Annotated in this window: 4 protein-coding genes and 2 rRNA genes; 3 read left to right on the plus strand and 3 right to left on the minus strand. The window is 36.4% G+C overall.

Annotation, left to right across the window (positions count from 1 at the left end; all coding sequences use genetic code 11):
- Positions 1–42 precede the first annotated feature (42 nt).
- Positions 43–468, minus strand: a complete 426-nt coding sequence (locus tag HYN86_RS18805; RefSeq protein ID WP_162789406.1) for a T9SS type A sorting domain-containing protein — start codon at positions 466–468, stop codon at positions 43–45.
- A 1,009-nt stretch (positions 469–1,477) separates the two neighbouring features.
- Between HYN86_RS18805 and HYN86_RS18810 the strand changes: the two genes are divergently transcribed.
- From HYN86_RS18810 to HYN86_RS18820, 3 genes are all read left to right on the plus strand, one after another.
- Positions 1,478–6,793: a polyketide synthase gene (locus HYN86_RS18810; protein WP_113679440.1), complete on the plus strand. Its 5,316-nt coding sequence runs from the start codon at positions 1,478–1,480 to the stop codon at positions 6,791–6,793.
- A gap of 81 nt (positions 6,794–6,874) precedes the next feature.
- On the plus strand, positions 6,875–10,876 hold the full coding sequence (locus HYN86_RS18815) for a non-ribosomal peptide synthetase (protein ID WP_113679441.1): 4,002 nt from the start codon (positions 6,875–6,877) through the stop codon (positions 10,874–10,876).
- On the plus strand, positions 10,863–11,654 hold the full coding sequence (locus tag HYN86_RS18820; RefSeq protein ID WP_162789407.1) for a 4'-phosphopantetheinyl transferase family protein: 792 nt from the start codon (positions 10,863–10,865) through the stop codon (positions 11,652–11,654). The genes HYN86_RS18815 and HYN86_RS18820 overlap by 14 nt, the downstream gene beginning before the upstream one ends.
- A gap of 93 nt (positions 11,655–11,747) precedes the next feature.
- On the opposite strand, the gene rrf is transcribed toward HYN86_RS18820, so the two are convergent.
- Together rrf and HYN86_RS18830 are read right to left on the minus strand one after the other, a co-directional pair.
- A 5S ribosomal RNA gene (gene rrf / locus HYN86_RS18825) occupies positions 11,748–11,857 on the minus strand.
- 167 nt (positions 11,858–12,024) lie between these two features.
- A 23S ribosomal RNA gene (locus HYN86_RS18830) occupies positions 12,025–14,908 on the minus strand.
- Positions 14,909–14,926: the final 18 nt, after the last annotated feature.

Here is a 14,926-nt window from a genome sequence, read left to right on the forward strand (position 1 = left end):
AATAATAAAAGGGTATGTGCAAGTTTCATTAGATCTATTTTTTTAATTTTTTATTATTTTAAACGATTTTAGAATTTTATTGTCATTATATACTACCAGTATATAAATAGATGGACTTAAATAATTAAAACTGACTTGGGCTTCTGTTTGATCAATTGTATTTTGTTTTAAAAGTCTTCCTTGAATATCATAAAGCTTATAAGATCTCTGGCCGCTTTCGAACTCTAAACCAATCATACTTATGGTAACAAAATCAATTGTCGGATTTGGGAAGACAAATATTTCTGTTGTAGGTTTTTCAACTTCTGGTGTCCCTAGATTTCCATCTTTTTCTTGGTGCTGGATTCCCTGAGCCACATTATAAACTGATTCTACTCCTATGTAAGTATAAAACACTTGTCCGATTGAGTAGGTAATTGTTCCATAACTGCCAGTTGCATTACTTCCAGATGTAATTATTGTCTCCATAAGATCGCCGGACTGCGTCTGACTATTTCCCAAAAAAGGAAAAAATAACATTGTAATTATAAGTACGTTAATGTATTTTAATCTTAGATACTTCACAGTTTATATTCTCTATATTTGTTTATACTGCAAAAATATTTAATTTCAAAAAATAATCGATATAATTTATTTTATTTCCGATAAAACGCACCAAATGTAGTATTTTAGTGATGTTTTACTTACATCAAAAAAGTTAAAAATGTAATTTTACTATTTGAAGATGAAAGGAAGATAAAATTAAATATAGGCGAAAAAATAAAGATGAAAATAATTATGGATCGCAAAATGTAAACAATGGTTATCTAAAAAATAACGTTTATTTATTTCATAAATTATATTTACATATCCTTTTTATCTAATATTCAATCCAGCTGCCTATAAAATTTATATTTCATAATTATTACCCATAAAAAAAATCAATACGTTAGCACAAACATACTTTATATTACTGATTTTTAAATAATTAAACCACAACTATATTGATTTTTTCTTAAAATGCAACTATTTAATATTGTAAATTTTCTCCAGCAATAAAGTATAACTACTAACGACTACTACATTCGATTGAAAATTCCAAAAAAGAGCATATAAAAAATGATAATGAAGTAAAATTAACCTTCAAAGCCTATCATCAATTTTAAATAAATTTTGTGGAATTCAATTTAAAATATGCTTTTCATCGATAATAATAGCTTTATACAGAAAATACAAGTATTACTGAAAAAAAATTCCTTTTTTTGATCAACTTATTGAATAATAAGCTGTAAATACTATTTTAATATAAAGACAAAGTAAAGGCTAAAACGAATTAAATTCTTACATCTAATTTATTTATTAAACGAATAAGTTGAAAGAGAAAATGTAAGATTCCCTACTAATAAACTATAAGCCAATAATCTATACTTTGTTCTTTCTAGTTCAACGCTGATATTATCATATTATTTTGCTCACTTTAATTTTAATCTAATTTAAAATGAAAAGACCTAACAAAAATCATCTAGAAAACGAGATCAAATGGACAAAAATGGATTATCCATCAAGTCCGCTGCACGAGCTTTTTACAGAACAGGCTAAAGTATCTCCTAATTCGATAGCTCTTGAATTTGAAAACCAAAAAATCAGTTATAATGAATTAGATAAAATGGTAAATCAAATTGCGAATTACTTTTCGTTTCAAGGTTTATCATCTGGACAAATTGTTGCGGTTTCAATGGAACGAGGTTCTAATTTAATTGCCTCTCTTTTAGCAATTTTACAATGCGGAGCCGCATATCTTCCGTTAGATCCTAAATTTCCTTCTGAGCGTTTGGAATTTATGCTGAAAGATTCTGAAGCAAGTTTTTTATTAACCACAAAAGCGCTTTCAGATTCATTGCCAAAATGTTCAAAAAATATAATAATCGAAGAGGTATTAACTTCAATTAATCAATATCCTGCTTTGCCGCTTTCTGCTGTTGTTTCTAATAAAGCTGCAGCTTATATGATGTATACTTCTGGTTCTACCGGAAAGCCTAAAGGAGTAACTGTTACTCATAAAAATTTAGTGAATTTCCTTTTTAGTATGGCAATTGAGCCTGGTATAAAAGCAGAAGACAAATTATTATCGATCACCACAATCTCTTTTGATATTGCCGGATTAGAATTATTTCTTCCACTCATAAGAGGTGCTGCAGTAGTTTTTGCAGATTATGAAACTACTCGAGACGGTCAGTTATTGCTTAATCTTTTAAACAAAAAAGAAATTACAATAATGCAGGCGACCCCAACCACATGGCAGATGCTGCTTGATTCTGGCTGGGAAAAACCGCTTGCTTTAAAAGCCCTTTGCGGTGGCGAAGCCCTGCCATTAAACCTTGCAAGACAATTAACTCAAAGATGCGATTCACTCTGGAATATGTATGGACCTACAGAAACTACTATTTGGTCTGCCGTAAAAAAAATTCAAAAAAACGATGAGTTAATTACAATTGGACATCCTATTGCAAATACACAAATTTATTTACTAGACGAAAAGGGTCAAAATGTGTCTCGTGGCGAAATTGGAGAAATAGTTATTGGCGGGGATGGAGTCGCAGAAGGTTACTGGAATCGTCCCGAACTTAACGCTGAAAAATTTATCCCTGATGTGTTTTCTAATGAACCAAATTCTATTTTGTACCGCACGGGAGATTTAGGAAAATTATTGCCGAATGGCGAATTTCAATGTTTAGGACGAATCGATCATCAAGTAAAAATTAGAGGTCATCGTATTGAATTGGGCGAAATAGAAGCTGTCTTAAATACTTTGCAAGGAATAAAACAATCTGCTGTAATTGTGAGCGGTCATTTTGGCAATGAAGATAAACTTGTAGCCTACTTGAAATCTAGTGAAAAATTGCCAGATGAAAAAGTAATACAAGAAACTCTTTCTAAAGTACTTCCGGAAATATTAATTCCTTCGAAATATATTTGGGTTGAAGAATTTCCTATAACACCTAATGGAAAAATCGACAAAAAAAATCTTCCTTTACCAGAATTTACAAGACCGGATTCAGCTCCTCTTTTTAAAAAACCCAATAGTCAATTAGAAAAGGATATTGCAAAAATATGGAGTGAAGAATTAAAAATAGAAAGTGTTGGTATCGATGATGACTTCTTTGATATGGGCGGAAGTTCTGTCCTTGCTCAAAAAGTAACCACATCGATGAGACAAAAGTTATCGAAAGATGTACCTGTTTCAAAAATCTATATTCATCCTACAATTCGAGAACTTGCAGCTTCCTTTGAACAGAATACAAATGAAGAGAATCCGTTTAGTTTTAAAGACAGGACTGAGAACAAAATAAATTCTTCAGATATAGCCATAATTGGTATGGCTGGAAGATTTCCGGGTTCTGACACTATAGATGAATTATGGGAGAATTTAAGAGATGGAAAAGAAACAATTTCACTTTTTACAAAAGAAGAATTAGATAATAGCTTACCTGAAAGTCTTCGTAAAGATCCGCTTTACATTGGAGCAAGAGGAATATTGCCTTCTGCTAAAACATTTGATGCTAATTTCTTCGGATTGAATCCACAGCTTGCGGCCGCAATGGATCCGCAGATTAGAATATTTTTAGAAATTTCTTTTGAGGCTCTAGAACAAGCTGGACATCTTCCTAAACATTATAAAGGAAGCATTGGTGTATATTCTGGAAGTGAAATTAATTCTTATTACGAAAACAATATTTTTTCCAATAAAGAATTAAAGAGTTCCATAGGCGACTTACAAATTTATACAGTAAACGGAAAAGATTTTATTGCCCCGAGAACTTCCTATCATTTAAATTTAAAAGGACCTTCTGTAAGCGTTCATTCTGCTTGCTCTACATCACTTTTGGCAGTTGCTGAAGCTGTAAAAGCAATTAGAACTGGAATGTGCGATATCGCTCTCGCAGGAGGATCCAGCGTAACTGCTCCTATAAATAGCGGCCATCTTTATGATGACGGATTCATAAAAAGCCCTGATGGTTCTACAAGATCTTTTGATGCATCTGGAAAAGGAACTGTTTTTAGCGACGGGGCCGGAGTCGTTTTACTTAAAAAATTAGAAGAAGCCGAAAAAGATGGCGACATTATATATGGTGTAATTAAAGGTGTTGGCGTAAATAATGATGGCGGCGAGAAAGGCAGCTTTATGGCACCAAGTGCAAAAGGCCAGGCTGGAGCAATAGTTAATGCCTTTAATGATGCGCAAATATCACCTTCAACTATTAGCTACATGGAAGCGCATGGTACAGCTACACCAATTGGCGATCCAATCGAAATAGAAGGACTTAAAATAGCGTACGGCAGACAAGAAAAAAATAATTACTGCGCCTTAGGTTCTATTAAAAGCAACATGGGGCATACAACAGCTGCTGCAGGTGTTGCGGGATTAATTAAAATATTGTTGGCCATGCGTTACAAGCAAATACCGCCTATGGTTAATTTTACCAAACCAAACCCAAATATAGATTTTGACAACAGTCCTTTTTACATCAATAATAAATTAATTGACTGGAAAGCTGACGGCATAAGAAGAGCTGGAGTAAGTTCTTTTGGTATAGGAAGCACAAATGTTCATGCCATTGTTGAAGAATATGAAGCAAAACCAAAACAAACTTCAAGCGGTAGACCAATTGACATATTAATGTGGTCAGCAAAAAGTCAAAATAGTCTTCTTGGCTATGAAAATGCATTAGGGCATTTTATTGATAGGTCAAAAGATATTCCATTGGCCGATATTGCATATTCTTTGAATATGACAAGAGATGAATTTAATCATAGAAGTTTTTTAATATCCAATTCTACTAATGATGCTGCTGAAAAATTACTTTGTCTAAAAACAAAAAGTTCCAAAACCTCAATACTAAAAAGTGTACCTAGCGAAATAGGGTTTCTTTTCCCCGGACAAGGAGCACAATATTTACAAATGGGCAAAACTCTTTATGATAACGAAAAAGTATATCGTGAGTCCATAGATAAATGTGCAACGTTATTAATGGAAGATTTAAAATTAGATATTCGAGATATAATTTATCCCAAAACTAATTCTATTGAAGCCGAAGAACTTTTAAAAGATACACGATTCACCCAACCAGCTCTATTTGTAACTGAATATGCATTGTCTCAATTGTGGCTGAGCTGGGGCATAAAACCAACATTTCTCTGTGGCCATAGTATTGGTGAGTTTGCAGCTGCACATTTGGCTGGAATTTTAAGTCTAAAAGATGCTTTACATATTGTTGCTGTAAGAGGAAAATTGATCAGCGAACTCCCTGGCGGATCTATGCTAATTGTTCGAGTATCGATCGAAAAACTAAAAGAACTGCTTCCTGACACGCTTTCAGTCGCGGCAATTAATGCTAATCAGTTCTGCGTTGTTTCAGGTACAAAAGAACAAATTGAAGTTTTCAATCAACAGCTTGACAGCCAAGATATTCCAAATAAATTACTAAATACAAGTCACGCTTTTCACTCTTTTATGATGGATCCTGTTTTAGATACCTTCAAAAAAGAAGTAGAAAAGATAAAGCTGAATATCCCTCGATTACCAATTATTTCAACTGTAACCGGAACTTGGCTTACAGACACAGAAGCAATAAATCCAATGTACTGGGTAGATCATTTAAAAAACACAGTGAGATTTGCAGACGCAATGGATACTGCTTTTGAATTAGAAGATTTTGTTTTACTGGAAGTTGGTCCAGGCCAAACACTTACTACTCTAGCTCGTCAACAAGCGTCAGGTAAAATCATTGGGGCATTTCCTAGTTTGACTTTCCCGAAAGATGAACAAGAAAATGAATACTCAACAGTCTTAACAACTTTAGGCGATTTATGGTTGCGAGGAATAAATCCTGATTGGAAATCTTTTTACGGTCTACAGCAACGACAAAAAATAGAACTCCCAAGTTATGTGTTTGATCGGAAGCTTTGCTGGATTGAACCTTTACATACAATCGATGCAACAATTCAAACATCAGCGGCGGTAGAAAGTCCAGCAATTCCAATAGAAATTAACAGTAAGAATATAAAAAGCGAAGATTCAAAAAAAGACTCCATACTTTTTAAGATTTCAGAAATTATCCAAAATGCATCGGGTATAACGTATGACGCTGACTCAGCTTCTTATACTTTCTTAGAACTTGGTTTAGATTCACTATCACTTACACAACTATCAGGAAAACTAAAAAAAGAATTTGATCTGCCTATTACTTTTAGACAACTTAACGAAAGCTTTTCATCACCTTCTCTTTTAGCTGATTACATAGAACTTAATCTGCCTGAAGAACATTTTATCAACATAAATAATAAGGAACCCGAAATAGTTAATCATCAATCTGCTAACTCGAATATTTCTTCTAATGCTATACAATTATCTTCCAATCAAAATCAAATTTCATTAGAACAAATTGTTCAGCAAATTCAGCTTTTGAGTCAAAAAGTAGATCAATTACAAAATTATCAAAGTTCTTCAACAAACGGGAATGGATCTTTTGCTAATCTGAAAATAGAACATTTTGATGCTGTTAAATTTAACTCTAAAAATCGAGTCGAGACCAACGGCACAAATGGTGTTCATAAAAAAGAAAAGTCCTTTGACATTTCAAAACTGAACAACCAAAAGCTATCTGAAAATAATACTATTGAAAAAAAGTATACAATATTGGGAAATGAACCGCCTGTAGAAGGAAGCAGACTCGGAAGGGATGAAAATGGAAACCCTGCATGGTTTATTAAAGATCCTAATCAAAACGGAGATTATATAAAGATAAAGCTTTAAGGATCAGACAAAAAAAGAGATAAGTAATATTTTAAATTGTCAATTTAAAAACTGGGCAATTACATTTAAAATAAAGTAATAATGAAAAATCAACCTCAAACACAAACAGAAATGGAAACTGAGATTCAATTTAATCCATTTTCACCTGAAGTTGAACGCGTAATTCATACAACAAATTCGCAACAGGAAATATGGACAGATTGTATTTTTGGAGGCAGTGATGCTAACAGAGCTTACAACCTATCTGTATCTATTGAATTTAAAGGTAATTTTGTTATAAATACATTTGTGCAGGCAGTAAACACCTTAGTACAGCGTCACGAAGGATTGAGATCTGTATTTAGTCCCGACGGACGATTTATGTGTATTTATAAAAATGTTAATTTTGAAATTTCTCATAATGATTTTTCTAATCTATCAGAATCAGAAAAAGAGTTTTCAAAAAATTCTTTGGTAAATGAACAGGTAAATGCTCTTTTTGATCTGGTTAACGGTCCTTTATTCCGAATTAATCTGCTCAAAATTGACGATTTTGAGTACATAACAACTTTAACAATCCATCATATTGTTGGCGATGGACTAAGTATTGATATTATATTGGAAGAACTTGGCACACTTTATTCTGCATTTTTAGAAAATAAAGAACCAAAACTTCCAACTCCCGAACTTTTCAGTGAATTTGCACAAAGAATAAATTCATTTATGGAAAGTAGTGATTATAAACCTCTAGAAGACTTCTGGATAAATATTTATAAAGAATCGGTTCCCACAATTGAATTGCCGCTTGATTATTCTCGTCCTGCATTAAGAACTTATAACAGCGCCCGTATTGATTTTCCTTTAGATGATGCGATTATAAATAAATTAAAAAATATAGGAATAAGTGCTGGATGCAGTTTAGTTACAACACTGCTTGCTGCTTTTGAAGTATTTTTATGCAAAATTACAGGTCAAAATGATTTAGTGGTAGGATTTCCTTCTTCTGGAAACACACTTTATGATATGAGACAATTGGTTGGGGATTGTGTCAACCTGCTTCCTTTACGCAGTAAAATCAACCCAGAAATCAGTTTCATTGATTATTTAAAACAAAGAAATTCTGAGCTGTTTGATGCATATGAACATCAACAAGTTAGTTTTGGCCATTTACTAAAAAGTTTTGCTATTGCCAGAGATCCTTCACGAATTCCTCTCGTACCTGTGATACTAACTGTTGATTTAGCTAGAACGATAGAAAACGAGTTCGCATTCAAGGGGCTTTCTCATGAGTTCAATGCCAATCCTAGAGAATATGGAACTTTTGAAATTCAACTTCATATCTTTAGAACCAAGAATGGTCCTTCTTTTCAGTGGTCGTATAATACTAAATTATTTAAGCCAGAAACTATAAAAGAAATGATGACTTCATTTGAAGAAATCATTAATAAAGTCATATCCGATGCAAATAATCCATTATCAGATCTTGTAGGCGGAAATTATTTAGCAGATTATATTGCTTTAAATGATACCGAAATGCCCTATCCTGATGTAAGCTTAAATGAATTACTAAGAAAACAGGCAGAAATTACACCTGAGAATATAGCTTTAGAATTCCATGATTTTAAGATAACCTACTTCGAATTACAGAAAAAAACAAATCAACTGGCACAATACTTAAAAGCTCAAGGTGTTGAATCGGGCGATTTTATAGCAGTTTCGTTTTCGCGAAGTCCTGAACTGCTTTACACATTATTAGCCATAATGCAATGTGGTGCAGCTTATCTACCACTAGATCCCGAATATCCAAAAGAACGTTTAGAATTTATGCTAAATGATTCTGGCGCTAAAGTCTTAATAACCAGTAAAACTTTATTTGCCGCTTTACCTTCTTGGCCGCAGACGCTTTTTGTAGAAGATATTATTGAGTCATTAGATGAATACTCTACATTACCACTTTCCTATACTGTTAGTCCTGAAAACATGGCGTATATACTGTATACATCTGGATCGACTGGTAATCCGAAAGGTGTGCCTATTACGCATAAAAATTTAGTGAATTTTCTTTGCAGTATGGGGCAAGAGCCAGGTATTAGTGAAAATGACCGACTTCTTTCAATAACCACTATTTCCTTCGATATAGCAGGTTTAGAATTGTATTTACCTCTAATAAAGGGTGCAGCATTAGTAATGGCAGATCATGAAACGGCTAGAGATGGAAGACTTCTACTGGAATTGGTAAAAAGCGAAAAAATTAATTTTTTACAAGCCACTCCAACAACTTGGTCGATGCTTTTAGATTCTGGATGGTCTGAAAAATTACCAATAAAAGCATTATGCGGCGGTGAGGCAATGCCTGCAGATCTTGCAAAAGAACTTCTTACTAAATGTGATACGCTTTGGAATGTCTACGGTCCAACAGAAACAACTATATGGTCGTCTTTAAAACAAATAAAATCCGATAAAAAACTCATAACTATCGGAAAACCAATTGGAAACACCCAAATTTACATAATCAATGAGCAAGGGAATCTAGTAGCTCCTGGAAATATTGGTGAAATTGTAATTGGTGGTGATGGTGTCGCGAAAGAGTATTGGAACAGACCAGAACTTACTGCTGAAAAATTCATTAAAAATAGATTTTCTACTAAAGAAGATGTAATTTATCGTACCGGTGATTTAGGAAAACTACTCCCAGACAGTGAAATAGAATGTTTAGGACGAGTAGATCAACAAGTTAAAATTAGAGGTCACCGCATTGAACCCGGCGAGGTCGAACAAGCCTTACTAGTACTTGATGGAATAAAATACGCAGTGGTCCTAGCAAATGAAAACTTTCTTGTAGCTCATATTGTACCAGATACAAGTGTAAAAAATGCCGAAATTCAAGTACCAATGTGGCGTGAAGCGTTGGCATCTAGACTGCCTGCGCAATTAATTCCTCATGATTTTAATGTTTTAGAAAAAATTCCAACAACACTTAACGGTAAAATAGATCGCAAAGAATTATTACAATATAAAGCAAATAAAAAAATATCTTACACAGCACCTCGAACAGAAGAAGAAAACATAGTTGCATCAATATGGAAAGAAAGTTTAGGTTTAGATACTATCGATATCTTTAGTGATTTCTTCGAAATGGGTGGACATTCAATCAAAGGAGTTAAAGTAATGGTTGAAATTGAGAAACATACTGGTAAAAGAATACCTTTATCTGCTTTATTTAAATATTCCACGGTCGAAAAATTTGCTAAATTATTAAATACTGGAACCGAAATCTATTCTGATTGCTTGGTTCCAATAAAACCTAACGGAAATAAAGCACCGCTTTTTATTGTGCACGGAGCAGGACTTAATGTTTTAAATTTTATCAATTTAAGCAAACATTTTGACGAGGATCAGCCTATTTATGGTATTCAAGGGACTAAACCAAAAGGTTTTGACGGATGGTATGAATCAATTGAAGCAATGGCAGCTCACTACATAGATGCTGTTACAAAAGTAAATCCAAAAGGTCCGTACGCTTTAGCAGGTTTTTCTTTTGGAGGCATTGTAGCTTTTGAAATGACACGTCAATTAAAACAACAAGGTAAAACTGTGAGCCTTACAGCACTTCTGGACTCCTATGTCGATTCCTCATATTATTATGGAAATTACAGACGAAAACAGCTTGTAAGATATTTCGATATTACACATAGAAGATTAGACTTCTTAAAGGAAATGTTATTAAGTTGGAAAGCTTTTAAAATGCGAATTAATGGAAAAAAAGATTACTTATTACAACGACATTTTGGGAAGAAAAAAATAATGACTGAACAAGAGGAACTAGCTCTACAGCAATTTATAGAAGCCGACGGAATGGTTAAAAAAATTGTTGACCGTTATCACCTTAAGCCGCAAAGTTTTAAAGTAGATCTATTCCGATCAAAAGATGACGATAACTATAAATTAGACCCAACACATCTTGGTTGGAAAAAAGCCGCATTAGGAGGAGTTACAATTCACAATATCTCAGGTAATCACTTAGATATTGTAGCGCCTCCAAATGATAAAGTTTTAGCGAGATTACTTCAGGACATTTTAGATGAGAAACATGAAAACATCTAAATCTGTAATTGAATATTTAACGATTGAGGATTTAAAGCTTATCCATACTCAAACCATCTCTTTAGATAGTAATGAAATAATTATTTACACAATCTATTTACCTGATTTTATTAATTTAAAATCTGACCTGTCGCAATTTTTAACATCTAAAGAACTTAAGAAAGCGCAGCGTTTTTTTAAAGAGATAGATAGAAACCGCTTTATTATTTACAGATCTATACTAAAATTTATTTTAGCAGCTCACACTAAATTGAATGTGAAAAACATTTATCTTGATTATCACTTTAATAAAAAGCCATATTTAGCCTCGCATCCGTGGCTTTTTTTCAACATTTCACATTCAGAAGATTTTGCTGCAATTGCAGTTTCAAAAAAAAATGTCGGCTTAGATATTGAATACATGTCTAAAGATTTCAATTTTACCAGTCTTCTTCCAGATGTTTTTGATGATAATCAAGTTTTAGAAATTCAGAATGCAATTGATAAAAAACATGCTTTTTATACATCATGGACTCGTAAAGAAGCTTTTGTAAAAGCATTAGGAAAAGGTATTGATGAAGATTTCAAATATATTCCAAGTCTAGATGGACAGCATACTATAGATTTCAATCTCACAAAAAACTCAAAAAGCTGGCAGGTATACAGCTTTAATCTTGCTGATCATTATTTAGGAGCAGTAGCTTCTGAAGCTTTGCCTACAATTTCAAGAAATATATTATTATACACTGTACCCAATAATATGGAAAATCTGTTGGATATGATTAAATCAAAAAAATAATTAGATTGACGAGAAGTACAATACTCTTCGTTATTACTTCTAACAAATATCTATAAACGAAAAACCCTATCCAAGTTGGATAGGGTTTTCAAAGAAAGGCGACGACATACTCTCCCACAATACTGCAGTACCATCTGCGCAGGCGGGCTTAACTACTCTGTTCGGGATGGGAAGAGGTGAGCCCCGCCGCAATAACCACCTTAAGGTTTTTAGTAATTAGTGCTTAGTGCATAGTCCTTAGACTCTTTACCAGTTACTTTCACTAGTTACTGCTCTGCGTCGAGCAAATATTTTAACATACTGAGATAAAGAAAAGTAAATATATTTTAGAAAGTTTCCTCCTCCCGTCTTGCGGCGGGAGGAAAAGGGTGTACATAAGCTTACGGATTATTAGTACTACTCGACTATGACATTACTGCCTTTACATCTATAGCCTATCAACGTGGTCATCTTCCACGATCCTTAAAAGAAATCTCATCTTGTGGTGGGTTTCGCGCTTATATGCTTTCAGCGCTTATCCCTTCCAAACGTAGCTACTCTGCGGTGCCCCTGGCGGGACAACAGATACACTAGAGGTTTGTCCAATTCGGTCCTCTCGTACTAGAATCAGATCCACTCAAATTTCTAACGCCCGCAGTAGATAGAGACCGAACTGTCTCACGACGTTCTGAACCCAGCTCGCGTGCCACTTTAATGGGCGAACAGCCCAACCCTTGGGACCTTCTCCAGCCCCAGGATGTGACGAGCCGACATCGAGGTGCCAAACCCCCCCGTCGATATGAGCTCTTGGGGGAGATCAGCCTGTTATCCCCGGCGTACCTTTTATCCTTTGAGCGATGGCCCTTCCATGCGGAACCACCGGATCACTATGCTCTACTTTCGTACCTGATCGACCTGTATGTCTCTCAGTCAAGCTCCCTTATGCCATTGCACTCTACGCACGGTTACCAAGCGTACTGAGGGAACCTTTAGAAGCCTCCGTTACTCTTTTGGAGGCGACCACCCCAGTCAAACTACCCACCAAGCAATGTCCCCCGCAAAACGGGGTTAGGCCTCAGATAAACAAAGGGTTGTATTTCAACAATGACTCCACAACGCCTGGCGACGCCGCTTCATAGTCTCCAACCTATCCTACACATCATTTATCCAAGGTCAATACTAAGCTATAGTAAAGGTGCACAGGGTCTTTTCGTCCCACTGCGGGTAAACGGCATCTTCACCGTTACTACAATTTCACCGAGCTCATGGCTGAGACAGTGTCCAGATCGTTACACCATTCGTGCAGGTCGGAACTTACCCGACAAGGAATTTCGCTACCTTAGGACCGTTATAGTTACGGCCGCCGTTTACTGGGGCTTCAATTCAATGCTTCTCCGAAGATAACATCTCCTCTTAACCTTCCAGCACCGGGCAGGTGTCAGGCCCTATACTTCATCTTACGATTTTGCAGAGCCCTGTGTTTTTGATAAACAGTCGCCTGGACCTCTTCACTGCGGCCCCGATTGCTCGGGGCGACCTTTCTCCCGAAGTTACAGGTCTATTTTGCCTAATTCCTTAGCCATGAATCTCTCGAGCACCTTAGGATTCTCTCCTCAACTACCTGTGTCGGTTTACGGTACTGGTTCTTACTGCCTGAAGTTTAGAGGTTTTTCTTGGAAGCCCTTAGGCGCACTATCTCTTTGTCCGAAGACTCCGAGTACTATCGTATTTCACCAAGCTCTACGGATTTGCCTATAGAGCCTATAGCTAGGTACTTTAACGAACTATTCCGTCAGTTCGCGGCGCTTTCATCACTCCGTCACCCCATCACAGCAATAAGAAGTACGGGAATATTAACCCGTTAGCCATCGACTGTCCCTTTCGGGTTCGCCTTAGGACCAGACTAACCCACAGCTGATTAGCATAGCTGTGGAAACCTTAGTTTTTCGGTGTGCGGGTTTCTCGCCCGCATTATCGTTACTTATGCCTACATTTTCTTTTCTGACCGGTCCAGCATACCTTACGATACACCTTCTGCCCTGTCAGAATGCTCCCCTACCACTTACAGTAAACTGTAAATCCATAGCTTCGGTAATATGCTTATGCCCGATTATTATCCATGCTCGTCCGCTCGACTAGTGAGCTGTTACGCACTCTTTAAATGAATGGCTGCTTCCAAGCCAACATCCTAGCTGTCTGGGCAGACAAACCTCGTTCTTTCAACTTAGCATATATTTGGGGACCTTAGCTGATGGTCTGGGTTCTTTCCCTCTCGGACTTGGACCTTAGCACCCAAGCCCTCACTGTTAGTGAACATTATACAGCATTCGGAGTTTGTCAGGAATTGGTAGGCGGTGAAGCCCCCGCATCCAATCAGTAGCTCTACCTCTGTATAACTTTATAACTAACGCTGCACCTAAATGCATTTCGGGGAGTACGAGCTATTTCCGAGTTTGATTGGCCTTTCACCCCTACCCACAGGTCATCCGAAGACTTTTCAACGTCAACCGGTTCGGTCCTCCACTGTGTGTTACCACAGCTTCAACCTGCCCATGGGTAGATCACACGGTTTCGCGTCTAACACTACTGACTAAAGCGCCCTATTCAGACTCGCTTTCGCTGCGGATCCATGTCTTAAACACTTATCCTTGCCAGCAACGTTAACTCGTAGGCTCATTATGCAAAAGGCACGCCGTCACCCCACGAAAGGGCTCCGACCGCTTGTAAGCGTATGGTTTCAGGATCTATTTCACTCCGTTATTCACGGTTCTTTTCACCTTTCCCTCACGGTACTGGTTCACTATCGGTCTCTCAGGAGTATTTAGCCTTAGCGGATGGTCCCGCCAAATTCAGACAGGGTTTCACGTGCCCCGCCCTACTCAGGATACCACTATCTATTATACTTGTTACCCATACGGGGCTCTCACCCTCTATGGCGTTACTTTCCAGCAACTTCCGGTTCCTTGTACATAAAATGTCGTGGTCCTACAACCCCAGCACTGCCGTAACAGCACTGGTTTGGGCTAATCCGCGTTCGCTCGCCACTACTTACGGAATCACTTTTGTTTTCTTCTCCTCCGCCTACTTAGATGTTTCAGTTCAGCGGGTTTGCCCACCTATCGGTGTGTTATGCCTTCAGCATAACGGGTTGCCCCATTCAGGTATCTGCGGATCAATCGGTGTGTGCCCGTCCCCGCAGCTTTTCGCAGCTTATCACGCCTTTCATCGCCTCTGAGAGCCTAGGCATCCCCCATACGCCCTTATTTTGCTTATTGTACCAATCTTGTTTCTTA

Origin of the sequence: Flavobacterium fluviale (assembly GCF_003312915.1) — a bacterium.
Classification (GTDB): Bacteria; Bacteroidota; Bacteroidia; order Flavobacteriales; family Flavobacteriaceae; genus Flavobacterium; species Flavobacterium fluviale.